28 protein-coding genes are annotated in these 25,080 nt (G+C 61.5%); 25 read left to right on the top strand and 3 right to left on the bottom strand.

The window, feature by feature from the left end; genetic code table 11:
• Positions 1-9: 9 nt before the first annotated feature.
• The 4 genes from traD (at position 10) to E8E78_RS15870 (ending at position 5,189) form a co-directional block, all read left to right on the top strand.
• Positions 10-2,136: a type IV conjugative transfer system coupling protein TraD gene (traD, locus tag E8E78_RS15885; RefSeq protein ID WP_280313763.1), complete on the top strand. Its 2,127-nt coding sequence runs from the start codon at positions 10-12 to the stop codon at positions 2,134-2,136.
• Between the two features lie 34 nt (positions 2,137-2,170).
• Positions 2,171-2,899 carry a TIGR03747 family integrating conjugative element membrane protein gene (locus E8E78_RS15880; RefSeq protein ID WP_280313761.1) on the top strand — a complete coding sequence of 243 codons (729 nt, stop codon included), beginning with the start codon at positions 2,171-2,173 and terminating at the stop codon, positions 2,897-2,899.
• Positions 2,900-3,125: 226 nt separating this feature from the next.
• Positions 3,126-4,469, top strand: coding sequence for an MATE family efflux transporter (locus E8E78_RS15875; RefSeq protein ID WP_280313759.1), 1,344 nt, complete (start codon positions 3,126-3,128; stop codon positions 4,467-4,469).
• Positions 4,470-4,544: 75 nt separating this feature from the next.
• Positions 4,545-5,189, top strand: a complete 645-nt coding sequence (locus E8E78_RS15870; protein ID WP_280313758.1) for a TetR/AcrR family transcriptional regulator — start codon at positions 4,545-4,547, stop codon at positions 5,187-5,189.
• Positions 5,190-5,197: 8 nt separating this feature from the next.
• On the opposite strand, the gene E8E78_RS15865 is transcribed toward E8E78_RS15870, so the two are convergent.
• Positions 5,198-7,837, bottom strand: a complete 2,640-nt coding sequence (locus E8E78_RS15865; protein WP_280313776.1) for a glycoside hydrolase family 3 C-terminal domain-containing protein — start codon at positions 7,835-7,837, stop codon at positions 5,198-5,200.
• Positions 7,838-7,928: 91 nt separating this feature from the next.
• Positions 7,929-8,141 (bottom strand): hypothetical protein, encoded by a 213-nt coding sequence (locus tag E8E78_RS15860; protein WP_280313756.1) that lies wholly within the window; start codon positions 8,139-8,141, stop codon positions 7,929-7,931.
• A 512-nt stretch (positions 8,142-8,653) separates the two neighbouring features.
• Here E8E78_RS15860 and gspE point away from each other — a divergent pair.
• From gspE to gspD, 11 genes are read left to right on the top strand one after another with little or no spacing between them, the layout of a single operon-like run.
• On the top strand, positions 8,654-10,342 hold the full coding sequence (gene gspE, locus E8E78_RS15855) for a type II secretion system ATPase GspE (RefSeq protein WP_280313755.1): 1,689 nt from the start codon (positions 8,654-8,656) through the stop codon (positions 10,340-10,342).
• Position 10,343: 1 nt separating this feature from the next.
• Complete coding sequence (locus tag E8E78_RS15850; RefSeq protein ID WP_280313754.1) at positions 10,344-11,543, top strand: type II secretion system F family protein; 1,200 nt, start codon at positions 10,344-10,346, stop codon at positions 11,541-11,543.
• A 10-nt stretch (positions 11,544-11,553) separates the two neighbouring features.
• Positions 11,554-11,976 (top strand): type II secretion system major pseudopilin GspG, encoded by a 423-nt coding sequence (gene gspG / locus E8E78_RS15845; protein ID WP_179053554.1) that lies wholly within the window; start codon positions 11,554-11,556, stop codon positions 11,974-11,976.
• Between the two features lie 2 nt (positions 11,977-11,978).
• A complete protein-coding gene (locus tag E8E78_RS15840; protein WP_179053553.1) occupies positions 11,979-12,419 on the top strand; it encodes a GspH/FimT family pseudopilin in 441 nt (146 codons plus the stop codon).
• Positions 12,416-12,778: a type II secretion system protein gene (locus tag E8E78_RS15835; protein WP_179053552.1), complete on the top strand. Its 363-nt coding sequence runs from the start codon at positions 12,416-12,418 to the stop codon at positions 12,776-12,778. Before E8E78_RS15840 ends, E8E78_RS15835 begins: the two co-directional genes overlap by 4 nt.
• Positions 12,775-13,380 (top strand): prepilin-type N-terminal cleavage/methylation domain-containing protein, encoded by a 606-nt coding sequence (locus E8E78_RS15830; protein WP_280313746.1) that lies wholly within the window; start codon positions 12,775-12,777, stop codon positions 13,378-13,380. Before E8E78_RS15835 ends, E8E78_RS15830 begins: the two co-directional genes overlap by 4 nt.
• A complete protein-coding gene (locus tag E8E78_RS15825) occupies positions 13,377-14,090 on the top strand; it encodes a general secretion pathway protein GspK (RefSeq protein ID WP_179053550.1) in 714 nt (237 codons plus the stop codon). Before E8E78_RS15830 ends, E8E78_RS15825 begins: the two co-directional genes overlap by 4 nt.
• A complete protein-coding gene (locus tag E8E78_RS15820) occupies positions 14,087-15,127 on the top strand; it encodes a type II secretion system protein GspL (protein WP_280313745.1) in 1,041 nt (346 codons plus the stop codon). The genes E8E78_RS15825 and E8E78_RS15820 overlap by 4 nt, the downstream gene beginning before the upstream one ends.
• Complete coding sequence (gene gspM / locus E8E78_RS15815; protein WP_280313743.1) at positions 15,111-15,722, top strand: type II secretion system protein GspM; 612 nt, start codon at positions 15,111-15,113, stop codon at positions 15,720-15,722. The genes E8E78_RS15820 and gspM overlap by 17 nt, the downstream gene beginning before the upstream one ends.
• Positions 15,719-16,231: a general secretion pathway protein GspN gene (locus E8E78_RS15810; RefSeq protein ID WP_280313741.1), complete on the top strand. Its 513-nt coding sequence runs from the start codon at positions 15,719-15,721 to the stop codon at positions 16,229-16,231. Before gspM ends, E8E78_RS15810 begins: the two co-directional genes overlap by 4 nt.
• Complete coding sequence (gene gspD, locus E8E78_RS15805) at positions 16,228-18,477, top strand: type II secretion system secretin GspD (RefSeq protein ID WP_280313740.1); 2,250 nt, start codon at positions 16,228-16,230, stop codon at positions 18,475-18,477. Before E8E78_RS15810 ends, gspD begins: the two co-directional genes overlap by 4 nt.
• Positions 18,478-18,901: 424 nt before the next feature.
• Here the strand turns inward: gspD and E8E78_RS15800 are convergent, their stop codons facing one another.
• The gene (locus E8E78_RS15800) at positions 18,902-19,468 is read right to left on the bottom strand and encodes a hypothetical protein (RefSeq protein WP_280313738.1); all 567 of its coding nucleotides are present in this window, start codon (positions 19,466-19,468) and stop codon (positions 18,902-18,904) included.
• Between the two features lie 216 nt (positions 19,469-19,684).
• Here E8E78_RS15800 and E8E78_RS15795 point away from each other — a divergent pair, with 216 nt between their 5' ends.
• From E8E78_RS15795 to E8E78_RS15750, 10 genes are all read left to right on the top strand, one after another.
• Entirely contained in the window at positions 19,685-19,936 is a 252-nt protein-coding gene (locus E8E78_RS15795; protein ID WP_280313736.1) for a hypothetical protein, read from the top strand.
• A 158-nt stretch (positions 19,937-20,094) separates the two neighbouring features.
• Positions 20,095-20,430 carry an RAQPRD family integrative conjugative element protein gene (locus tag E8E78_RS15790; RefSeq protein ID WP_179053544.1) on the top strand — a complete coding sequence of 112 codons (336 nt, stop codon included), beginning with the start codon at positions 20,095-20,097 and terminating at the stop codon, positions 20,428-20,430.
• The gene (locus E8E78_RS15785; protein ID WP_179053543.1) at positions 20,417-20,656 is read left to right on the top strand and encodes a TIGR03758 family integrating conjugative element protein; all 240 of its coding nucleotides are present in this window, start codon (positions 20,417-20,419) and stop codon (positions 20,654-20,656) included. The genes E8E78_RS15790 and E8E78_RS15785 overlap by 14 nt, the downstream gene beginning before the upstream one ends.
• A 15-nt stretch (positions 20,657-20,671) precedes the next feature.
• On the top strand, positions 20,672-21,028 hold the full coding sequence (locus E8E78_RS15780; RefSeq protein ID WP_179053542.1) for a TIGR03745 family integrating conjugative element membrane protein: 357 nt from the start codon (positions 20,672-20,674) through the stop codon (positions 21,026-21,028).
• Between the two features lie 7 nt (positions 21,029-21,035).
• Positions 21,036-21,437 (top strand): TIGR03750 family conjugal transfer protein, encoded by a 402-nt coding sequence (locus E8E78_RS15775; RefSeq protein ID WP_280313731.1) that lies wholly within the window; start codon positions 21,036-21,038, stop codon positions 21,435-21,437.
• Positions 21,434-22,072, top strand: coding sequence for a PFL_4703 family integrating conjugative element protein (locus tag E8E78_RS15770; RefSeq protein WP_280337116.1), 639 nt, complete (start codon positions 21,434-21,436; stop codon positions 22,070-22,072). Before E8E78_RS15775 ends, E8E78_RS15770 begins: the two co-directional genes overlap by 4 nt.
• Positions 22,072-22,878 (top strand): TIGR03749 family integrating conjugative element protein, encoded by an 807-nt coding sequence (locus tag E8E78_RS15765; RefSeq protein ID WP_280337106.1) that lies wholly within the window; start codon positions 22,072-22,074, stop codon positions 22,876-22,878. Before E8E78_RS15770 ends, E8E78_RS15765 begins: the two co-directional genes overlap by 1 nt.
• Entirely contained in the window at positions 22,868-24,376 is a 1,509-nt protein-coding gene (locus tag E8E78_RS15760; protein ID WP_280337107.1) for a TIGR03752 family integrating conjugative element protein, read from the top strand. Before E8E78_RS15765 ends, E8E78_RS15760 begins: the two co-directional genes overlap by 11 nt.
• Positions 24,339-24,758, top strand: coding sequence for a TIGR03751 family conjugal transfer lipoprotein (locus E8E78_RS15755; RefSeq protein ID WP_280312361.1), 420 nt, complete (start codon positions 24,339-24,341; stop codon positions 24,756-24,758). The genes E8E78_RS15760 and E8E78_RS15755 overlap by 38 nt, the downstream gene beginning before the upstream one ends.
• A partial coding sequence (locus tag E8E78_RS15750; protein ID WP_280312363.1) for a TraC family protein occupies positions 24,758-25,080 on the top strand: 323 nt, incomplete at its 3' end. The genes E8E78_RS15755 and E8E78_RS15750, both read left to right, overlap by 1 nt.

The raw sequence follows: 25,080 nt of genomic DNA, 5'->3' as shown, positions 1-25,080 counted from the left end.
GGTAGCGCAATGGGCGATCATGCGATGGAATCTTTGCTGCGCCCAGCGGTGGAGTTGTACACCGTGGGGATCTGTGCCGGTGCCGGTGCGCTGTGCCTGCATTCGCCTTGGGCGGTAGCCCTGTCGCCGGAGGTCGGTGCTGGCATGGCCCTGGCCTACACCGCCTTCGGCCTCAAGCGCCTCAATGAGGCCCGCATTGTCCTGCGTTATCGGCGCAACATCCGCCGCCTGCCCCGCTATTCGCTGACCAGCCGACAGATCCCGGTCAGCAGCAAACGCCTGTTCATGGGCCGTGGCTTTCGCTGGAGCCGCCTGCACACCCAACGCTTGCTGGAGGCGCAAGACCCCGCGCTCGCCCGCTACGTCAACCAGTCAGCGGCCTACCAGTGGGCCAGACGCCTGGAGCACCTCCTGGAAAAGGCGCCGTCAGGGTTCTCCCTCCTGCCACGGGTGACCGCCTGGGACAGCCCGCTCAACCCGGTACGACCGCTGCCGCCAGTGGGCGGTTCACCGCTGCTGCACGGCGTCGAACCCAATGAGCAGGAAGCCTCCTTGCCACTGGGCGAGCGCGTGGGCCATACCCTGGTCCTGGGTACCACCCGGGTCGGCAAGACACGCCTGGCTGAGGTCTATATCACCCAGGACATTCACCGGCCAAGTCAGGAAGTGGTGATCGTCTTCGACCCCAAAGGTGATGCCGACCTGCTCAAACGCATGTACGTGGAAGCGCGACGCGCCGGCCGTGAACATGAGTTCTACGTCTTCCACTTGGGCTGGCCTGAGATCTCCGCTCGCTACAACGCCATCGGCCGCTTCGGTCGGATCTCGGAAGTGGCCACCCGCATCGCTGGCCAGCTGAGCGGTGAAGGCAACTCGGCAGCGTTTCGCGAGTTCGCCTGGCGCTTCGTCAACATCATCGCCCGGGCCCTGATCGAGCTCGGCCGGCGCCCCGATTATCTGCAGATCCAGCGCCATGTGGTGAACATCGATGCGTTGTTCATCGAATACGCCCAGCACTTCTTTGCCCGTCATGATCCGCAGGCGTGGGAGACCATCGTTGATCTCGAGGCTCGCCTTAACGAGAAGAATGTGCCGCGGCACATGATCGGCCGTGAGAAACGCGTGGTCGCCATCGAGCAGTACCTCACCGCCAAGCGCTTGTTCGACCCGGTGATGGACGGCCTTCGTTCGGCGGTGCGCTACGACCGCACGTACTTCGACAAGATCGTCGCCTCGCTGCTGCCGCTGCTGGAAAAGCTCACTAGTGGTAAGACAGCCCAGTTGCTGGCCCCCAACTATTCCGACCTGGACGATCCACGACCCATCTTCGACTGGCTGCAGGTGATCCGCAAACGCGGCATCGTCTACGTCGGCCTGGATGCACTCTCCGATGCCGAGGTCGCCGCAGCGGTCGGCAACTCGATGTTTGCAGACCTTGTCTCGGTGGCCGGACACATCTACAAACACGGCATCGACCACGGCCTGCCGGGTTCCTCCAGCGCGGCCGAAAAGGTTCCCATCAATCTGCACGCCGACGAGTTCAACGAGCTGATGGGCGACGAGTTCATCCCACTGATCAACAAAGGCGGCGGTGCCGGCATCCAGGTCACCGCCTACACCCAGACCTTGAGCGACATCGAGGCACGTATCGGCAGCCGGGCCAAGGCCGGCCAGGTCATCGGCAACTTCAACACGCTGCAGATGCTGCGCGTACGGGAAACCGCGACCGCCGAACTGCTGACCAATCAACTGCCCAAGGTAAACGTCCAGACCCGTACCCTGGTCTCCGGCGCAACCGACACCGCTGATCCCGACGCACGTACCGACTTCACCTCCTCCTCACAGGACCGGGTCACTTCCACCGCCGTGCCGCTGATCGAACCCGCACACATCATCGCCCTGCCCAAGGGCCAGATGTTTTCGTTCCAGGAAGGCGGGCAACTGTGGAAAGTGCGAATGCCGCTGCCCAAACCGGCCAGCGACGATGCGATGCCGATGGATCTGCAGGCTCTCGCTGCGCGCATGCGCGAGTCCTACAACGCCAATGCGGGCAGTTGGTGGAGCAGTGCTGGCGGTGCGCCGACAGTCCACTTCGATCCCGAGGTGCCACCACCTGGGCGTAAGCCTGCCCCGTGATCACGTGGAAACCCGCGAGCACTGGAGAGCCTCTATGTCTAATGTCCCAGCCAGCTCACCGCCTGCACAACGACGACCGGGTCTGATCTTCGGCACCCTCGACCTGTGCCTGAGGCTGCTCGGTCTGCTACTCGCCAACTTGGTATTCTCTATCGCACTGGAATTCATCGGCATGCTGTGGTTCTGGCCAGAACAAGGTTGGCATCACAGCCATACCATGTGGCTTAGAGAGTTGACTTGGCTCAGCACTCATTTCAAGACTTCAGTGCTCGTGCAAGAGCCCGCGCAAGCCGCCGCGAAAATCCTTGAGCATCTCAAAGAGTGGGTTGTGGTTCGCTCCGGCTGGGCACAATCCGACGCCCACCTTAAGCTACTCAGTATGGAGTCGTCGCTGCAAGGACAGCTTGCTCAAGCGTATGTCGCTAGCCAGGATTACCTGCTCGCAACTGTGTTCACGGTTTTCACGTTCGTTGTGCGCTTGACCGTCCTCACTTTAGCAACGCCCCTCTTCTTGCTAGTGGTAGTCACCGGACTGGTCGACGGGTTGATGCGCCGCGACCTGCGCAAGTTCGGGGCGGATAGAGAAAGCAGCTTTGTCTATCACCGAGCCAAGCGCACACTAATGCCGCTGGTGATCAGTCCATGGGTGATTTACCTCTCATTACCCTGCTCACTCAACCCTAACTGGGTGCTACTTCCCTGCGCTGCATTGCTCGGATGCATGGTGGCGCTCACTGCTACCACATTCAAAAAATATCTTTGAATGCTCAGTATGCCGCCGGTCTGGCTTCACCAGAGCTATGCCGAATGTCGTCTTGAGACCTCGCTCAGACCGAGCGCTGGCCAGACAAAGGCGCATTGCTCGACAGGGATGAATTCGCAGAAAATGCTCAAGCACGTGCTCCCGACTTTTCATCCGATTGTTGTAGGGTCAAAGAAAGAGCACGTGTGAAGCATGACTACACTTCACCGCCTTTGGCGCGAAACTCATGAAAAAATCTGCCGCCACATTTACTCAGGGATCGTTAAACCATCACGTCAGGAGGATGGCATTTACCAGCGCATTCGGCCTCCTGGCCATTTTTCTGACCGACATCCTAACGCTCACGTATGTAGCTATGCTGCACGATGAGGTGCTTACCGCCGCAGTCGGCATAGCCAAGACGTTGGCGTTTTTCAATTCAAGCCTGGTGGCAGGCACCCTTGTCGCCGCCGGCACCCTGATTTCGCGCAGGCTGGGCCATGGTTCAGGCGCATCTGTACCGGCATTGGCCACGCATGCACTGATCCTCACCGCGCTGCTTTCAATATGTGTGTCAATCATTGAATGGGTTGCCTTGGACTTCTTTGCCAGCCTGCTAGGCGCCCATGCACCTTCCAGCATGCCGGCCAGGCATTTTATCGCCATGACGCTGGTCGCTTCGGTGCTGATGGCGCTTATACAGGCCAGCGCTCAAGCCCTGAGAGCAATTGGCCACGCCGGCCGCGCCCTCACGGTGGTACTGAGTAACGCGGTGTGCCTCAGCATCGTCGATCCGCTACTGATATTCGGCGCTAACCTCAAACTGCCTGGCGCTGGCATGGCGTGCCTGATTGCTGGCCTGGTCGGCTGCCTGGTAGGTTGCCAGCAAGTGAGGAAGCACGTTGGCCTCACCACCCGGGTGCACGTGCGCCTGCTATGGCTATACGGCATGCGGTTGAGCCGCATCGCCTTGCCTTATACCCTTGCCAACCTGGCGATGCCCATCGCCCTGACCTTCACCATGGCCCAGTTGGCCATGTTCGGGGTCTCGGTCATGGCTGGCATGGCGGTCATGGACAGGGTGTTGCAGTTTACCTATTGCCTTTATTTCGCCTTGCCCGGCGCTCTGGTACCGATACTGGCGCAAAACCTCGCAGCACATCGCACTGCACGGTCCCAGGCCGTGCTTCAGAGTGCTGCCAAGTTGGTGGTGATGCATGGTCTGTTCGCGTGGGCAGCCCTGCTCACCATCAGCCCGTGGCTGGGCCGCGCCTTTGCCCTTTCAGGGCCGGGGCTGGCGTTTCTCGAAGACCTGCTCCGCTTTGGCCCAGGGCTGTGGATCATCTTCGGTCTGGACTTTATCGCGATCTCCGTCTTCATTTGCCGAGGACATACCTGTTGGGTCACCGTGTACGCTTGGCTTCGCGCGACACTCGGCACCTTCCCCTTCGTGACGGCGGGCGCAACGTTGTTCGGGGCCAGTGGGGTTATGCTCGGGATGTGGCTGGGCAATGCACTGGTCGCCCTGGCCTCGATCGGCACGGCCATCTGGCTCAACCGGCATGGCGTATACCAGGCGCACGAAGGCTAGAAGTTTTGCCATAATCTTTACCTTTGCCGCTTCACCACAGGCGGCCTACCTCCCACCTCAGCTTGAAGTTGGTTTATGTCAGGTCAGGATCACGAAAGCGAAACGCCCAGCGCACCTACCGTCAAGCGTCGTCGCGCGCCCAAAGGCGAGATGCGTCGTGCGGCACTGCTGGATGCGGCCACGGTGGTATTTGCCAAGGACGGGTACACGGCAGCATCGATGCGTGATGTCGCCGAAATTGCCGGGATCACCACGGTGGGCTTGCTCCATCACTTTCCCAACAAAGTTTCGTTGCTGCAGGCGCTGCTCGACCGCCGCGATCAGCGGGTCACCGAGAAATTTGCCGAACTCGAGATGACGCCAACGCTGGAAAACTTCCTGGCGTTCGTGCGCATGAGCATGAATTTCAGTGTGCAGAACCTGTCCGAGTGCCAGGCGTCGATGATGATCAGCATCGAAAGCCTGTCGGATCAGCATCCGGCATGGCCCTGGTACAAAGAAAAGTTCACGCAGACCCACGCCCACGCGCAGGCACATCTGGCAGCGTTGGCCGAACAAGGGGAAATCCGAGGCGACATCAATGTGGAATCGTTGGCCATCGAGATCTTCGCCGTGATGGACGGCCTGCAGATCCAATGGCTGCGCGCCCCAGACCAGGTCGACGTCGAAACGGTGCTCGACGCCTACCTGTCTCGCCTTGCCATGTACATCAAGGCGTAGCGTACCGGTCAGTACGCCTGGCTGTCGCTGACCTTCACCGCCGCTTGCAGCGGCACTGGCAGCGGGTTGCTGTCACGGGTGGTCAGGTGCTGCGGCATCAGCGTGACCAAAGTGCGTTGCAGGGTGAGGTGTTCCGAATCTGCCCCTACCCAGACCTTGAACTTGCCGGCATCGACGTCCCAACTGTCAGTGCTTTCCACGAAGTACGCCAGCGAACGCGAGTCGATCGGCAAGCTCACGGTCTTGCTCTGCCCCGGCTCCAGGTACACCTTGGTGAAGCCCTTGAGCTCTTTCTTCGGGCGGTCGACTTGTGGGTCGATTGGTTGGATGTACAACTGCGCGACCTCGAAGCCCGCCTTGTCACCGGTGTTGGTCAAGGTGAACGTGACATTGACGGTGTTGCCCGGGGTCATGACATTGCTCGACAGCTTGATGTCCGAGTAGCTGAAGGTGGTGTACGACAAGCCGAAGCCGAACGGGTACAGTGGTTTGCTGCCGCTCTTGTCGTAACCGCGATACCCCATGTACAGGCCTTCGCTGTAGTTGATCTCGGTCAGCGGGTTGTCACCACGGTAGGCCGCAGGGTCCGGGTACGAGGCGTAGCTCGGGTTGTTCTCGATCTTCTTGTCGATGGTCACCGGCAGCTTGCCCGATGGGTTGACCTTGCCATAGAGGATCTCAGCCAGTGCCTGACCACCCTGCTGCCCCGGGAACCAGGCATGCAGCGACGCGCCGACCTTCTTCGCCCACGGCTGCATGTCTGCCACGCCACCGCCATGGGTGACGACGATGGTGTTCGGGTTGGCCTTGGTGACGAACTTGATCAAATCAGCTTGCTGGTCCGGCAGCTCGTAACCGTGGTCGGAACCTTCGCCTTCGTTCTCGTAATTGGTGCCAGCAGCGATGACCACAGCATCATAGTTGGCAATGTCGGTAGGTGGACGCAGCGACGCCCAGCTCATCTGCACGCCCGCCAGGCCACCCAGCGCCGGCGTGAAGTTGCCCTGAACACGGCGATACTCAAGCTTGACGGTATACGACTTGCCCGCCACCAGCGCCGCACTCTGGCCCGAAGTGGTCAGCGCGTTGACCACGTCGGAGGAGTAAGGCACACCGTCGCTTTCAACCACCAGCTTGTCGTTCACCCACAACTTGTATGGGCCGTCAGCGCGCACCTTGAACACGTGTTTGCCAGAGACAGTCGGCTTGATCGTCGCGGTGAAGCGCGCCGAGAAAGCACCCGCCGTAGGGCTGAAGCCAGACACAGCGGTAGTACCGGTATTGGTTTCGTTGGTGCTAGTGGTCCAGTTGAGGTTCACGCCTGGCTCGACGCGAGTCAGCACAGGGTCACCACTCAGGGTGCTATTGCTGAAGTATTCCGCTTTCACCCCCGCGTTGCTGACGCTGCTCTTATCCGAGCTTGGCTGGTACCAGACAGCCGCCTTCGGGTTCAGGCTCAGCGCCGACAGGTAAGTCACGTTGGTACTGCTGGACGCCAGCTGTTGCAGGCCGCTCAGCTCGGTCACGTAGCTGTTGGGCGGCGAGTTGGCGGTACCGAATGGAGAAGCAGGCGCCTGGTCTGCCCAGTCGCCGATCACCGCGACCTTGGCCGTGCGCGCCAGTGGCAGCAGAGGCTTGCCAGCGGCGGTTTCGGCGTTACGCAGCAGCACGATGCCTTCGCGCGCAGCGTTCAACGAAGCACGCTGGCCGTACTCGGTGTGCTCTAGGGTCTGCGCGGTGTTCTGGTTTTCCTGGAAGTCGTAGCTGACCACCGCCCGCAGGTTGCGTTTGACCTTGTCATCGATGACGTTCTGGGTCAGCTGGCCACTCCACAGTAACGGCAGCAGGTTGGCTTCAGTGAACTGCAGGCCCGAAGGCATGTCCAGGTCGGTGCCGGCCCAGGCCCCTTTGAACGGGTCATGAATGGCATTGAAGTCACTGAGCACGACACCTTGATAGCCCCACTCACCTTTCAATACTTCGGTAATGAAATGGTGGTTTTCACAGGCATAATCGCCGTTGACCTTGTTGAAGCCGCACATGATCGAAGCCACATTGGCGTTCTTCACAAGCGACTCAAAGCCTGGCAGGTACAGCTCGCGCAGCGTACGTTCATCGGCCACGATATTGACCGCCTGGCGGTTGGCCTCCTGCTCGTTGGCCAGGTAGTGCTTGCCGCTGGCCTGGATACCCTGGGCCTGAATGCCATTGACGATGGCGGGGCCCATCACTGCACCGAGGAACGGGTCTTCACCACTGACATGTTCGGCTGAACGCCCGTTGTAAGGTGTGCGGTACAGGTTCAACCCCGGTGAAAGCATCTGCTGGCCACCGGAAATCCGCGTCTCATAGGCAATCGCCAGACCAAACTCCTTGGCCCGGTTGATGCTCCAGGTCGCCGCCAAGGCGGACTGCGAAGGGTACTGCGCGCCAAAGGTGGCGTTGTTTACGTGCACACCCATGGAGGAGTCATAGGCCACGGTGCCTTGAATGCCCCACTTGAGCAGCGACGGGATCATGTGGCCGTCGTTGACCCGGGTGAAATTGATCTTCTCCGACGGGTTCATGTTGTCCAGGATGGAGCTGACTCGGGCTTCAACCTCGTTGCCGCTGGTTGGCCCAGCCGCGAGCGCAGCCGATGCTTGCATGACGCCAAGCGCGATCAGGCTCAGGGCCTGCTTGAGATGTTTCACGTATTGAATCCTTTATGAACAGAGTGAGGCGCAGTAGCGATCGGTCTTAGGGCTGGCTCACCAACACGGGGGCATCTTCAGTGTCTACCGGTGCATCGACGAGGGCATTGGCAGTCGTGGTGCTCTGGGCAACATCGCTGGCGCCGGACAGTTGCGCACGCTGGCTTTCCAGTTGTTCGCGGGCTTGATAAGCCGCCGAGCCGGAAGAAGTGCTCGTTGTATCGGCAAAAGTACAGGGCGCGGTGGCGAGCAGCAGCAAACATGCAGCCGGTAGCATTAATCTATTCATCGAATAGCTCTCAATAAGGGATGAGGGACTTAGCGGCCGTTAATGGGCACGAGCCGGCGCATAAGTCTGGGCACTTCACTAAAAAGTTCAAGTGCTCATGAACGCACGCCCTGCCGCGCATCGTAAAACGCATGAAAAACTCATGAATATATAGAGAAACCCCAATTAAAACAGCACGAACAATCTGTATAAAAGTCACCAATCTCCACAATATTTGCTCAAATTTATGCTTTTATAGTTTTTTATTGCTTTTTTCTCGTATTCTTGGCAATTTTAGCCGAAGCACTAAACCTAGTTGAAATTAGGTTTAGTGAAGTGGTATGCTTTCGTAGCCCTTGCGAACACCCGCATAACATTTAATGAATTTGCAAATTTCACTGTATTGCGCCAATTAAATTTACGACGTATTCTCCCGCCACCTTAACAACCTGATTAATAGTAAAGTGCCGCCACATAGCCAGCACTTAAACTAAGCCATCATTATGAAATCAATCATTCCTGCTGCTGACGATATATGTGAGTGGTTGCTCAATGCTGGCGCATTGCAACTACCTGACATGAATCGCGCTATTCGCCTAGGAATGGCCCAAGGTATTGGTGAATACGACAAACTGCGCACGCTGCTACGTTTAGGCGCAGTCAAAGAGCAGCAAATGGTCAATGCCTATGCCGAGCTACTGCGCGTGCCAAGGCTTACCTCGCAATGCGTCGAAGCGCCACCCGTGGCCACCGAGCGCTTCGCCCGCCACCATGGGGTCATCGCCCTAAGCGAAAGCAGCAGCCATTTGCAGGTTGCCGCCGCCGTACCGCTCTCGGCCTATGCCCTGCACGCGCTCGCCTATCAGGCCGGAAAGCCGATTGAGCTGGTGGTCGGGACCTGCGACGAAATCACGGCCTTGATCGAGCAGGCGTATGGCGAAGGTCGCTCGGCCATGGGCGCACTGATCCAGACGCTGGACGATGACAGCATCGACGAAGGCGATATCGAGCAGCTCAAGGACATGGCCTCCGGAGCGCCCGTGATCCGCCTGGTCAACCTGATGCTGCAGCACGCCGTCGACCGCCGGGCATCGGACATTCATGTGGAGCCGTTCGAGAGCCAGCTGAAAGTGCGCTACCGGGTCGATGGCGTGCTCATCGAGGGCGAGGCTCCCCCGGCTGGCTACGCTGCCGCGGTCATCTCGCGCTTGAAGATCATGGCGCGGCTCGATATCGCCGAACGCCGCCTGCCTCAAGATGGGCGGATCATGCTACGTATCCAGGGCCGCGAGCTGGACTTGCGGGTTTCCACCGTACCCACCAGCTTCGGCGAGTCGGTCGTGATGCGCCTGCTGGACCGGCAAACCGTGAGTTTCAACTTCAACAGCCTCGGCATCCATGGGCAGACCCTGCACACCATCGAACAGTTGCTGGCTCGCCCCCATGGCATTTTCCTGGTGACCGGGCCGACCGGCTCGGGCAAGACCACCACCCTGTATACCGCGCTGTCAGGCTTGAACACCGCCGAGCGCAAGATCATCACGGTCGAAGACCCGGTCGAGTACCAGCTCACCGGCATCAACCAGATCCAAGTCAAACCGGCGATCGGCCTGGGCTTCGCCACGGCGCTGCGGTCGATCGTGCGCCAGGACCCGGACGTGATCATGATTGGCGAAATGCGCGACCTCGAGACCTGCCGCATCGCCATTCAGTCCTCGCTGACCGGGCACCTGGTGCTGTCGACACTGCACACCAACAGCGCAGCAGCCAGCATCACGCGGCTGCTGGACATGGGCGTGGAAGGCTACCTGCTCGCCTCCACCTTGCAAGGTATTCTGGCCCAGCGCCTGGTGCGCCGCCTCGACCCGGCAACGCGTATCGCTTTCGAAGCCCCGGCCGAACTGATCGAGCGCCACCAGTTGGCACGCTTCACCGAGCAACGGCCGATCATGTTGTATCGCCCCGATGAACAGGCACCGGGCGGCGGTTACCACGGTCGCAGCGCGATCACCGAACTGCTGGTGATGGACGAAGCGCTGCGCGGCATGCTCATGCGCCAGACAGACGCCGCCACGCTCGAAACCCACGCCCGCCAAAACGGTTTGGTCACCCTCTACGAAGACGGCCTGCGCCAAGCCCTGGCCGGCGTCACCTCACTCGAAGAAGTACTGCGCGTCACGGGTGGTGATTGACGTGCCGATGTTTTCCTACCGCGCACTCGACAGCGAGGGCCGTCAGCAGCAAGGCGAGGTCGACGCCAGCGACCGTGACAACGCCGTGCAGCAATTGCAGCGCCGCGGCCTGCTGATCCTGCAACTGAAACAGGGCAACGGCCTGCTGCGTTCGGGCAAGGCACGCAGTGTGTTCAAGCCGGTCGAGCTGATCACCCTCACCCAGCAGCTCACCACCCTGATCAGCGCTGGCCAGCCGTTGGACAAGGCGTTGGGAACCGTACTCAAGAATATCCGCCGGCCTGCCGCCCGGGCCGTGCTGGAGCGCGTGCGCGACCAGGTCAAGGCTGGCCTGCCATTGTCCCAGGCGCTTGAAGAACACCCTGCCAGCTTCTCACCGTTCTATACCAGCCTGGTGCGTGCCGGTGAGGCCGGCGGCGTCCTCGAAACCACCCTGGCCCAACTCAGTGGCTACCTGGAGCAAAGCCACAAGCTGCGCGGTGAAGTCATCAACGCCCTGATCTACCCTGCCTTCCTGGTCATCGGCGTGATCGGTTCGCTGGCACTGCTGCTGGCCTACGTAGTGCCGCAGTTCGTGCCGATTTTCCAGGACCTGGGCGTGCCCATCCCCCTGGTCACTCGCGCCGTGCTGGTCATGGGCGAGTTCGTCAATGTCTGGGGCCTGATCTGCCTGCTGACGTTGGCCGCCGCCACCTGGCTTGGCCTGGCCGCGCGACGTGACCCCGCGCGGCGTATCGCACAAGACCGGCGCCTGTGGTGCAACCGCCTGTTCGGCCCGCTCTTGCAGCGCCTGGAAACGGCACGCCTGGCACGCACGCTGGGCACGCTGCTGTGTAACAGCGTCTCGCTGCTCGGCGCGCTGGCGATTGGCCGCGAAGTCAGCGCCAACCATGCGCTTCGCCAGCACGTCGCAAACGCCACCGAACAGGTCAGGCAAGGCAGCAGCCTCACCCAAGCACTCAACACAGAAGCGCTGCTGCCGGAGCTTGCGCTGCAGATGATCGAAGTCGGCGAACAGTCCGCCACCCTCGGCACCCTGCTGCTGAAAGTGGCCGATGTCTACGACCTTGAAGCCAAACGCACCATCGACCGCCTGCTCGCGGCGCTGGTGCCCACCCTGACCATCGTCATGGCAGTGATGGTGGCGGCAATCATGCTCGCCATCATGCTGCCGCTGATGAGCCTCACCAGCAACATTTAGGAAATAGCCCATGCGCCCCAAGCAACGCCGCAACGCCCGCCAAGCGGGTTTCACCCTGCTCGAGATGCTCGCCGTGATCGTGCTGCTGGGCATCGTCGCCACCATCGTCGTGCGCCAGGTCGGTGGCAACGTCGACAAGGGCAAGTACGGTGCCGGTAAAGCGCAGTTGGCCAGCCTGAGCATGAAGGTCGAAAGCTATGCGCTGGATGTCGGTGCGCCGCCGGCCAACCTCGAACAACTGCTGCACAAACCGGCCAACACCAGCCGCTGGGCCGGGCCTTACGCCAAGCCTTCGGACCTCATCGACCCGTTCGGCCATGGGTTCGGCTACCACTACCCCGGCAGCCACGGCAGTTTCGACCTGATCTTCCTCGGCCAGGATGGCGCGGCCGGTGGCGAAGGCTACAAGGCCGACCTGGGCAACTGGGAGTAACCATGCCCGCGCGCCGGCTCCGCGAACAGGGGTTCACCTTGTTCGAACTGCTCATCGTGATCGTCCTGGTCGGCGTTGCCACGTCGATCCTGGCCGTCGGCGTCGGCCAGGGCATGCACGCAGCCAACGAGCGCAGCGCGCTGGCGAACATGGTATCGGCCCTGCGCAGCGCACGGGTGCAGGCCATTGCCAGCGGGCAACCGGTGCGGGCGCGCTTCGACCTGCAGCGCCGCCAGGTGCAAGCACCAGGGCGTTTGCCACAGGCGTGGCCCGACGATTTCAAGGTGCGCTTGCAGACGGCACGCGGCCTGGGCGCTGCGTTCGAGTTCTACCCCGACGGTGCCGCCAGCGGTGGCAACATCCTGGTAAGCCGCGGCCAGGCGCGCTGGCGCATCGACGTAAGCTGGCTCACCGGCAGCGTGCAATTGCGAGCGCTGCCATGACCCGTCAGCACGGTTTTACCCTGCTGGAGATGCTGGCGGCGATTGCCTTGCTGGTAGTGGCTTCGGCCGTTCTGTTCGGCGCGTTCGCCCAAAGCAGCCGCTCGCTGGTGCAGGTCGTGCGCAGTGACCGCCACACTGCGGCGGCGCGCTCGCTGATGGATGAGTTCGACCTTGGCCCGCTTGCCGTTGGCCAACAACGGGGGAATTGGCAGGGCATCGACTGGGTAATGAACATTACCTTGGAACAGGTGGCAGCAAGCCGCTTCGAGCTATTCAGGCTAGACCTCACCCTGAGCGACCATGGGCATGCCTCGCACTACAGCACCCTGCGCACGCGCATGGCAGGTGCCAGCCAATGAAACGCCAGGCAGGCTTCACGCTGATGGAGATTCTGGTCGTTATCAGCCTGCTGGGGTTGCTGCTCGGGCTGGTCGGTAGCGCCTTGGTGGCCACCAATCGGGCGATGGCCAAGGCCGAGCAACAAAGCGCCAACCTCGATGAGGTACGCGCAACGCAACGTTTCCTGCGCCAGTCGCTAAGCCAGGTGTTGCCGTTGAGTGCCGATACCGGTAACGGGTCGCACACCACGACATTCGAGGGCAAGGAGGACAGCGTGTCGTTCTTTGCTCCTTTGCCCAGTTCAGTCGGGGGCGGCCTTTATCGCCAGCGCCTGGAGCTGCACGAGGGGCGGCTTGAGCTCCAGCTGGCCAAGCTGGACGGGCTACGCCTGCAGGCCTGGGGCGAGCCACAACGGTTACTCGGTGGTGCCAAAGGGCTAACGATGAGTTACCGCGGTTTCAGCCCACTGGGTAAGGCGACCGGCTGGATGGCCCAATGGCCCTGGCCAGAGCGCCTGCCCCAGGCCGTACGTGTGGCGGTGCAACTACAGGGTGGCCAAGCGTGGTCGCTGTTGCAGGTCAACCTGCTGCTCGATCTGTCCGGCGACGGTGGCCGACCATGAGGCAGCAACGCGGTGCGGCCCTGCTGCTGGTGCTCTGGGTCGTCGGTTTGTTGAGCGTGTTGCTCGGCGGCCTGGCGGTTTCGGTCCAACTACAACAGCGCCAGGCCCGCTGGCAAGGCAACCAAGCCCAGGCCGCATTCGCCGCCCAGGCAGGTTTCAACCTGGCCGTGGCCAACCTGCTGGGCGATGACTCGGCCCGCTGGCCCGCCGACGGCACAGAACACCCGTTGCGGTTCGCCGGCAGCACACTGCGCGTCAGTGTGGTCAGCGAACGCGGCAAGCTGGACCTCAATGCAACACCGACCACAAACCTGGAACGGCTGCTACTGGCCAGCGGCGCCAGTGCCGAACGCTCAAAAACCATCACACAGGCTTTAGGGACGAGGCGTAACAAGGTACCCCTGCGGATGCTCGAAGAATTTCGCGAACTGCCCGGCATGACCTATGCCATCTACGACCGCGCCCTGCCCTTCATTACCGTCTGGTCGGGCACTGCCCAGCCCGCCCCGAGCCTGGCCGACCCCGCACTGGCCAAGGCGCTTGGCCTGCCCCGTTATCGTGGCGTAGCGCTGGATGCCGGGCAGATTCTTACCGTCACCAGCGCAGCCACCTTGCCCAGCGGCTTCCAGTCCCGCCTGCAGGCAACCTTCGTGCTGCTGCCTGCTTATGCCGGTGGCAAGCCGTACCGGGTATTGAGGTGGCAGGATTGATCAGCCTGGTAAAACGCGGTGCGGCTCACCTGGCCAATCAGCAGCTGGCTTACCGGGCACGCTGGCAAACCAGCCTCGCACGGCGCTGGCTCGCCGCCTGGCTGGCCGAGTTGCAGGGCATGCTGCCCCCTGGCCTGGCCTCGCGCCTGGCCAATGGCAATTCGCCCCAGGTACTGTCGTGGCCTTTGCCGGTGCAGCACCAAAGCGGTCGCGCTGCGGTTTTATTGCTGCCCGCGTCACACGTGCTGGCGCAGCGTATCGAGCTACCGGTTGCCGCGACCCGCAACCTCATGCAAGTGCTGGCGTACGAAATTGATCGCTACACGCCCTATCGCGCAGATCAGGTGCACTTCGTTGCGAGGGTCGTGCATCGACAGGCAACGTTGGCCCAGGTCGAACTCGTGGCCATCGCCCGCAGTGCCCTGGATGACACACTGGCAAGCTGTCGCGAGCACGGCGTGCAAGTGGTTGCCATTGATGCACTGGGCATAGACGGCAAGCGCCTGTCGATCGACCTGTTACCTGCCGGCAGTGACAGCAGGCAATCGGGCCCAGGCCGGCTGGATCGCTGGCTGTGGCTTGGCTGCGTGGCCTGCTGCGTGATGGTGGCTGCAGCCTGGCTCGACCGTCGCCAAGGCGAAGTCGAGGCCATGCAGCAGGCCGTTGCCGCACAGCGTGAGGCGACAGTCGACGTGCAGCATCTGCGCCAGCGCCTCGACACCACCTTGGGCGCCTCCCGCTACCTGGCCGAGCGCAAAGCACAGCACCCGTCCGTCACCGCACTGCTGGCCGACCTCAGTGCCTGCCTGGGCAACGACACCTGGGTAGAGCAACTGGAAGTGCGCGAGGGCGCACAGGTGACGTTCTCTGGGCAGAGCGCCCAAACCAGCGCCTTGCTGGCCCAGGCAAAGGCCTGTTCGACGCTTGAGCACGTGCAGTTCCAGGGCATCATTCAAACCGACAAAACCACCGGCCTCGAGCGGTTTTCCATCACCGCGCAACTCAAGCAGGAGGTGGCCCATGCGCCCACTCACTAAACGGGAGCGCAAGATCGTCGCGCTGGGTGTGCTTGGGCTACTCGCCTGGATACTGTGGTACGCACTATTCGAATGCCTATGGCTTGCACCCTTGCGCAACCTCGACGAACAGGCGCAAGGGCTGCGCGAACAGCAACGCCGTTATGCCAGCCTCATGCTCCAGCAGCCCGAGCTGAAGGCCCAACTGCAACGCATCCAGCATGACCCGGCCCAGCGCAACAGCCTGCTCCCCGGTGACGACCCCAACGCCGTTGCCGCCGACCTCATGCAAAAGGCCGTCGAGCAGGTCAAAGCCCAAGCGCAGCTTGGCCCGGGCTGCGACATTACCCAGCGCATGCCCATGGCCCCCGCAGAACAGGAACAAACCGAGCCCTATCGCCCGGTAAAAGTGAGCCTGACGCTGGCCTGTGCCATCGAACCGCTGGCAGCCCTGCTGCACGCGCTCGAATATGGCCAGCCGAGCCTGTTCATCGACCAACTGAACATCCGCCGCACCTCATCGGCACCGGCCCAGGGGCCCGCCGGGCGCCTTGAGGTACACCTGCTGATACGCGGCTACATGCGTGCGCAGCCGACGGAGGCCTCCGGCTCATGAAACTGCGCCCCACGACCCTGGTGTTACTGGCAGTCAACAGCACTGCACTCGCGGCCACCGCCTGGATGCTCATGGCCCCCAACTCACCGCAGTGGCTGCCCAGGCAAAAGCCCACCGCCATTACCACGCCGCGGCCACCTGCGCCGCTGCCCGAACTCGCTCAATCAGCGCGCGCAACGACCTGGAACCAGCCAATCTTCAGTGTCGATCGCCAGCCCGACCCACAACGCCAGGGGCAGCGCACCTCCGTGCTGGCCAACCTGGCCTTGAGCGGCGTAGTGCTCGATGGGCAGAGCCGCTGGGCGTATTTGCACGAAGGCCACAAGCCTGCCCGCAAAGTCGCGCTGGGTACCACGCTGGATAACGGCTGGACCCTCACCGAACTGACCGCGCTGACGGCAACCTTCACCCGTGCCGGGCAAACCCACACCTTGAGCATGCCACTGCTGCGCCTGCCGCCGCCGTCCAAGGCCCCCGCTATCACTCTTCCGCGTATCGAAACCCCATGAACAAGCCGCTTTCTGCACATCACCCATTCCTGACCCTGCGCACGCCATTGCTCGGCCTCGGTGTCGCCATCGCCCTGGCCGGGTGCGCCAGTACACCGGGCGAGCTGAAAACCGACCCTGCCCTGATGCAACAAGCGTTCACCGGCGCCGGCGATCCAGTACCCGCGCAGTCCAGCAGCACCGCCAATGCCGGCGAGGCGCCTGTGCCAGCCGCAAGCACTGCGCCCAGCGCGCCGCGCCGGCAAATCATCACCGGCAACCGGCGCTTCGTCCGCTCGCCCTCGGCTGCCCCTGCAGCGGCGCCATCAGAGCAAGGCGACATCGTCTTCAACTTCACCGACCAGCCCATCGAGGCAGTGATCAACAGCGTGATGGGCGACCTGCTGCATGAAAACTACAGCATCAGCCAGGGCGTCAAAGGCAGCGTGAGCTTCTCGACCTCCAAACCTGTGAACAAGCAACAGGCGCTGTCGATCCTGGAAACCCTGCTGTCGTGGACCGACAACGCCATGATCCGCCAAGGTGACCGCTATGTGATCCTGCCCGCGGACAAAGCCGTCGCTGGCAAGCTCGTACCGGAGGTCGCAGTGGCCCAGCCCGCCGCCGGCATGGCCGCCAGGCTTTACTCGCTGCGCTATATCGGCGCCAATGAGATGCAGAAGCTGCTCAAGCCCTTCGTGCGGGAGAATGCGTTCCTGTTGGTCGACCCCGCGCGCAATGTGATCAGCCTGTCGGGTACACCGGTTGAACTGGCCAATTACCAGGACACGATCGACACCTTCGACGTCGATTGGCTCAAAGGCATGTCCATTGGCGTATACGGCCTGCAACGTGCCTCGGTGGCAGAACTCATGCCGCAGTTGCAGAAACTGTTCGGCCCCGACAGCGGCATGCCGCTGTCGGACGTGGTCAAGTTTATGCCTAACGAGCGCACCAATTCGATCGTGGCCATTTCCTCGCAGCCGGAATACCTGCAGGAAGTCGGCGACTGGATCAGGACCATCGACGAAGGCGGCGGCAACGAACCGCAGTTGTTCGTGTACGACGTGCGCAACATGAAAGCGGCTGACCTGGCGCGCTACCTGCGCCAGATCTATGGTTCGGGGCAGGTCACTGACGACAAGGCAGCAAAAGTCGCCCCAGGGCTCAAGACCACCAGCCTCACCTCGCTCAACGGTACCTCCGGGCAGTCGGCTCAAGGCCTGGGCACCACCAGCATGAGCAACCAGGCCAGCACCCGCGACGAAGAATCGGGTGACGAATACGAAGACACCGAGCAAACCGACGCCGGCAGCGCCGATTCCGGCGACGGTACGGCCAAGAGCCTCGAAGAGTCCGTGCGTATCACGGCGCAGAAAAGCAGCAACCAGTTGCTGGTGCGCACCCGGCCGGCCCAGTGGAAAGAGATCGAGTCGGCCATCAAACGCCTGGACAGCCCACCCCTGCAGGTGCAGATCGAAACGCGCATCCTCGAAGTGAAGCTTACCGGCGATCTCGACCTCGGCGTACAGTGGTACCTGGGCCGGCTGGCTGGCAACTCATCCAGCACCACCGTTGCCAACGAAAGCGGCAGCCAGGGCGCGCTCGGTGCCGGAGGGGTCGCGCTGGGCAGCAGTTCGATGTTCTACTCGTTCGTCAGCAACAACCTGCAGGTTGCCTTGCGCGCCCTGGAAACACGTGGTTTGACCCAGGTGTTGTCGGCGCCGTCGCTGGTGGTGCTGAACAATCAGCAGGCGCAGATTCAGGTCGGCGACAACATTCCAATCAGCCAGACCACGGTCAACACCACCAACTCCGATACCACCTTGAGCAGCGTGGAATACGTGCAGACCGGCGTTATCCTCGACGTGGTGCCACGGATCAACCCCGGTGGCCTGGTGTATATGGATATCCAGCAACAGGTGAGCGACGCCGACGACAGCGCAGTCACTACCACGCAACCCAACCCGCGCATTTCCAGCCGTGCGGTCTCGACTCAAGTGGCCGTGCAGAGCGGCCAGACGGTGCTGCTGGGTGGCTTGATCAAACAGGACAATGCTCAGTCGGATACCCGTGTGCCCGGGCTTTCGAAGATTCCTGGGTTGGGGTGGTTGTTCGGCAGTAGCTCGAAGAGCCGCGATCGGACCGAGTTGATCGTTTTAATAACGCCCAAGGTGGTCAACAACCCAGAGCAGGCGCGCCAGGTTACCGCCGATTATCGTCAGCAGATGCAGGTGCTCAGACAGCAGTCGTCTTTGACGAAGTAAGACAGATGAACTCCGGCAGGCCGACAAAATCGTCGGGCCTGCACGGAGGTGCACTCAATTTGACCTGCCGAACAGCTCCACCGACCGCTCACTGCCACCACACATCACTTTGACTTTCCTTTCACTCAATTTTCACGCTCAGCTGGGCAGTCTCCAGCTATCCCTACGTGTGATAGACCTTGCCCGCCTAGCAGCGGGCTTTCTTCTGCCTTTGATTTATTACCGGTTCGAGCCAGCTCATTGCTGAACGCAAAAGTACCGAAGTAAACACACGCCAAGACCACGCCATCACTACCCTGTTGATTACTGAGCGATTACAGCTATTCGCAAAGATACGAAAAAACAGCCACACGGCTAATCCTCTCGTTCGATTTGCATGGCGTTGGACGCCTCTCATGGACCGATGCCGACCTGCCACCCGTTTTCAAAAGGCGTCGAGCCGCGCGTCGATTCCGGCCTGACTGGCCAGTGCAATCAGATTTTCGATGTGATCACTCTCAACAATGCATCCCACATACTCGCCATCGCCCGTGTCCAGATGCAGGAAGCGTTGGCCGAACGCAGTCAGCCATTGATCGAAGTCGATAAGCACCTGCGCCATCGTGCACGTGCCTTCATGCGCATAGACATAGACCTCTTCAATACCACTGGCTTCAACTGCTAACGGCGCCAGGTACTCAAAATCGTCGAAGCCCCGCGCATCCACGGACAAAAGCACCAGCTGATTGAGTGACTGGCCTTTCTCTGCATCAAGAAGACCATGGGCCAGCGCAGTCGCAGGATCCTCACCTAGGTTGTAGCAGCGCGATACCCTTCTTACGAGACGCGAGCGCTCGTTCTCTGGGAGACGTGCCAACAAGGCCTCGGTGAACGTTCTCAGCTGCGCCCGAAATGGGTAAAGCTCACGCATTATCGCGGCATAGCTCAGCAGTGGCTCATCGGGTGGGGCTTGCGTGAAGCGGCCGCCGAACAATCGATCGAGTAGGCCCATAGCCGTTCATCTTCCCTTCAAATGCAGTATCTGTGGCGAACATTAACCCACCCAAACGACGACGGCGACCGGGGCCAATACTAACCTCGTGTAGGCGCCTTCGACCGTTGGTGAACGAGGTGACGCGATTTGCCATGCAATCGTCTCGATGAGTCATATTGATGCCTTTCAACCATCAGGCTAATACTAAGGCATCTGCTTGGGGAGGCATGAACGATGCACACAAGATTCGTTATCGTACCGGCTTTACCCGTCGAAAAAGAGTCCTTTCAATCGGGATCTCGCTTCTACGCAGCGACCGAATCATCTGGATTCGACATCTATGACAACCAAGAAAAATTACGGCTAAACCCAACCTACTCAACCAGGGTACTTGCAGAAGCATCGCGTATAGAACTGAACAGCGAGTGTCGAAATCCGGACGAGCTGTTTCCTGTCTTGCGAGTTGATTACTCTGCTACGGAATAGCGCCATGTAAGTTACGATCCAGATCATTAGGGCAGTCGTGGATGTACCCGCTTTTTTCCTTCCTTCCCGAAAAGCGAAAGGTCGAGATTCATTTTTTTTCATGCTTCAACTCACCCTTGCAGTGATGGTTGAGCTCAGAGAGTGCTCAGGAGCTAGCCATGACGACGTATGCCATTCCGCTGCTGGTGATCTGCCTGGTAACACACCCGATCGCAGCGCAAGAGGCTCGCGAACGATCCGACTTAAGCCTTGTTCAGCAGCAGATCACCGCACTTGAGCAATTAGCCAACCGTGCGAACAGCAGCACTTCCGATGCTTCTGGCGCGCGCTATCGCTTCGACTATCCGATGTTCACTGCGGATCTCGAGCGCGTACGTCAGGGCATCCACAAGTACCTGTCGCCGTCGCGCGCGCAGCCAGCTGACATGGTTGAACTGACCGGTGATTACCGCACTGAAGCGTCCGTAGCGAGACCATCCCATGAGCATGACTGACGCCCAACTGAGCGTGTTCTCGGCCGTGGCCGGGTTTACCCCGCAGCTGAGCTCAGTGCTATGGCGCTCATCGGTGCTGGTGCTCGCGTTGCTCTGGTGCGCCTGGGCATTGTGGACCGGCTACCGCGGCTGGGCGGCCGGTAACATTAACTTTGGAGCGCTGGGCGGGAGCACGCTACGTCTGGCTCTCGCCCTGATCGTGCTGATGTTTTTCATGCTGTCGTAATCAGGAGGCCTTGCTATGAACCTCTCCCGTGGTTGTCACCGTACCTATACAAAAGCCCTGTTCGGCGGCTTGGTGCTGCTGAGCTCGACGCTGGCTTGGGCTGACCTGCCGACCATGGAAGCGCCCTCCCGCGGCGAGGGCTCAGGACTGATCGACACCATCAAGAACTACGCCTACGACGGCGGCATCCTGCTCGGTCTTCTGATCGCAACACTCGCCTTTTTGGGTGTGGCCTGGCATTCGCTCACGGTCTACGCCGACGTGCAGAACCAGCGCAAGACTTGGAAAGACCTCGGCGCCGTGGTCGGCGTCGGCGCTTTGCTGGTGGTGGTGATCCTGTGGTTCCTCACCAAAGCCGCCACGATCCTGTGAGGTTGCCATGTCCGACGTCCCTGGCAACCTCCCCGACGGCACGCTGACCTTCCTGCCGGAACGCCTCAACCGGGACCCAGCCGTCCTGCGCGGCCTCACCAACGACGAGATGTGGGTCGCCCTGTTTGTCGGTGCCGTGCTGGGCCTGATTTTGGGCGGGCCGCTGGCGGTGGCCACCGTGTCCATCGCGACTCTCCCCACCTGCATGTTCCTGTGCATGGCGTTGGTGCTGCTTGGCGGTGGCAAGCTGCTGCGTCGGGCCAAACGCGCCCGCCCCGAGACCTGGTTGTATCGACGCCTGCAGTGGCAGCTGGCGGTGCACTGGGGCATCGGTACTCAGTACCTGATCCTGCACTCCGGCCCATGGACGGTTCGGCGCACGCGCCGACCTGCGAGGACCAACCCATGAGCCGTTTTCGCAACAAGGTGGATGCACAGCAGGCGCATATCCTCAGCCTGCGCCTCGCCGTGGCGGTTCTGACGCTGCTGTGTACTGGGCTCTGGTACGGCTGGCAGTCCGCCCCCTTCGAGCTGACCATTCACGTACCACCGGATCTGCGCTCAGGTAGCACGCGCAAATGGTGGGACGTGCCGCCCGAAAACATCTATGCCTTTGCCCTGTACATATTCGGCCAACTCAACCGCTGGCCCACCGACGGCGAGGTCGACTACCACCGCGCGATCTTCGCCCTGCAGCCTTATCTGACACCGGCGTGCAAGACCTTCTTCGATGGCGATTTTGAGTACCGCAAGGCAGCCGGCGAACTGCGCGGCCGCGTACGCGGCGTATACGAGGTGCTGGGGCGGGGCTACAGCGACGACCCCGACCTGCGGGTAAAGCAGTTGGATAAGCACAGCTGGCTGGTCAAGCTCGACCTCAATGCCGACGAATATTACGCCGCCGAGCCGGTGAAGCGCGTCGTCGTGCGCTACCCCCTGCGTGTCGTGCGCTTTGACGTCGATCCCGAGCACAACAAGTGGGGCCTGGCCCTGGACTGCTACGAAGGCACACCGCAGAAGCTGACACTGCCTGGAGGTGCATGATGATGCGTATCTTGATCCTGATGCTGGTCTCGATCGCCGGCTGGTGTTCCGCTGTGGGTGCCGTCGAGGTCAAGTACTGGGACCGCCTGCCGCTGGCCGTGCCGCTGACGGTGGGCCAGGAACGAATCCTCATGCTGGATGAGGATGTCCGCGTCGGGCTCCCCAGTGCGATCAGCAGCAAGCTGCGCGTGCAGTCGGTCGGTGGCACGGTGTACCTGCATGCGTCGGAAGCCATTCCCCCTACCCGCCTCCAGCTGCAGTCGGTGAAGTCGGGGGACATCATCCTGGTCGACATCGAAGCGTTCGAGGGCAGCGAGGCGCTGGAGCCGGTCAAGATCGTCGCTCAAGCGCAGACGCCGGACGTGAACACCGCGCCGGACGCAGCGCCTACAGCCACGCCGGTACCGGTAGTGTTGACTCGCTATGCAGCGCAAAACCTGTATGCGCCTCTGCGCACCGTGGCACCCTTGCCTGGTGTCCATCGGGTCTCGCTAGGCGAGTCCTCAGGATTAAGCACACTCCTGCCGACCGAGCACGTATCCATCAAGGGGCTCGCCGCTTGGCGGCTGGGCGATTATTGGGTGACGGCGGTGAAGATCGTCAACCGTGGGCCGGCCAAGGTCTCGCTGGACCCGCGTCACTTGCAGGCCACGCTGTATGCCGCCACCTTCCAGCATGAATATCTGGGGCACGCCGGCACACCTGAAGACACCACCGTGGCGTATCTCGTCACCCGAGGCGGCGACCTGAAACACGCACTGCTGCTGCCACCGCCAGCGCCGGAGGCTGCCGATCATGAAAGCTAACGGTTTACTGAAATGGCTGGTACCGGCGGTCCTGCTGGGGATCGTGCTGATCATCGGCAAATCCTGGGTGACGGCGCCAGACGCTGAACCTGCCCATGATCCCGAAAACACTGCCCTCAGTCCGGAACAGGCCAAGGCCCTCGGCATTGCCGGCGACACGCCGCGCGACACCGTGGCCACGCTGATTGGCCAGGTCAAAGCGATGCGCAGCGAGATGCTGTCGCTGAAGAAAGGCAACGAGACGCTGCAGACCGAAAACAACCGGTTGCGCACGCGCGAAGGCAACATCGACAGTCGCATTCAAAACACGCTGAGCAGTGTCACCCAGCAAGTCACCGAGCAGCGCCAGCAGGCCAACGATGCCCGGCAGAAGGCCGAGCAACAGCACCGCGAAACCCAGGGTTTGCTGTCCCGACTCAAGGACCAGCTCACCAGCAAGCCGGCCGCGAAGTCCGACGTACCTGTGGGCTTTGGGCTCGAACCGGGTGACGAGCAACAATTCTCCGGGGCACAACCGCCGGCGGATGCAGTGCAATGGATCGAGCCATCCAATGCACGTGCTGGCCAAGAGGGGGCCAGCAAAGCTGAGGGACCGTTGTCATCGCTGACGTCGAAGTTCAAGGATCTGCATGGCCTAGACAACAACGCGATCGACCGGGGCCAGGACCATCTGCGCGGCGTGGCCAAGGGCGAGCGCGACCTGGACAGCACTCAGGATCGGACCGATGGCGCCAAGCCGGTCTACACCATCCCCGAAAACTCGACCCTGATGGGCTCAATCGCCATGACCGCCCTGATTGGCCGGGTGCCGGTGGACGGCACGGTGAACGATCCCTATCCGTTCAAGGTACTGGTGGGGCCGGACAACCTCACCGCCAACGGCATCGACCTACCGGACGTGGTCGGCGCGGTCATGAGCGGGACTGCGGCCGGTGACTGGACCTTGTCATGCGTGCGCGGCCAGGTCGAGTCGATCACCTTTGTCTTCAGCGACGGCACCGTGCGCACGGTGCCGCAGCCGCAGAAGGTGGTCAGTCGCAACCGCAGCAGTACCCAGACTTCAGACACCGAGAAGATCCGCGGCGGCTTGGGCTACATCTCCGACCCTTACGGCATTCCCTGCATCGCCGGTGAGCGTCGCTCCAACGCCCAGCAGTACCTGGGCAGTCAGAGCCTGATCACCGCTGCCGGCGCCGGCTTCGCTGCAGCGCTAGGCAGCGAACAGACCAATACGTCATTCATCAACTCGGCCAGCGGCAGCCTGGGGCTTTCACAGAACAGTGGCAACAGCGCGCTGAACTCGGTCATCAGCGGTGGCATCGGCGATATCCGTGACTGGATCAACAAGCTCTACGGCGAAGCCTTTGCCGCCATCTACGTCCCGCCGGGGGCCAAGGTGGCGTTGCACCTGGATCACGAAATCAGCATCGACTACGAACCCAAAGGCCGGAGAGTGAATCATGAACGCCCATCCGTTTCGGTACTGGACCTGGATTAGCCTGCTGCTTTGCCTACACCTGGCAGGCTGTACCACCAGCAAGGACGAGATGCTGCCCCACGGCGATCACACCATGCTGGATATCTGGAACAGCGGCGCCGCAATCGGCACGCAGCAGCAGTTGCAGGAGGCCCGCAGTGAGCTGCGCCGGCCGGTTCTCGATCCCGAGCGCCAGATCAAGGACCAGAGCGCCTATACCCGCACGGCCGCCAACGAGATTCGCACCCAGTTCCCACGCCTGCCCAATCCCGATCTGGTGATGTACGTCTACCCGCACCTGGCCGGCACCCAGCAGACGCCCGTGCCCGGCTACTCGACCGTGTTCCCGTTGTACGAGAAGGTCCAGTACGCACTGCCCGGCGAACGCCTGGACGATTTGTGATGGTCGATGACGCAGATCGAGCCCCGCCACGCTGGCAGCCCTGGCGCGCGGCGCAGCGTCGACGTGCAACGCGTGCGGACGAAGCTGCGCAGTATGCGCACAACCCCAGCTTCACCGACTACTTGCCCTGGGTCGAATACCTCGAGGAGGAGCAATGCTTTCTGCTCGACGACAACCGCTCGGTGGGCGCCGTGTTCGAGTTGCAGCCGATCGGGACCGAAGGCCGTGAGCCCGAATGGCTGATGGCGGCGCGCGATGCGCTGGAAGATGCGCTGCAGGACAGCTTCGACGAGCTCGACCAAGCACCCTGGGTGGTGCAGTT

The organism is Pseudomonas sp. BN505 (genome assembly GCF_029873175.1).
Lineage (GTDB): Bacteria > Pseudomonadota > Gammaproteobacteria > Pseudomonadales > Pseudomonadaceae > Aquipseudomonas > Aquipseudomonas putida.
Note: the sequence above shows the minus strand (reverse complement) of the source record. Positions and strands in the feature narration are given on the sequence as shown.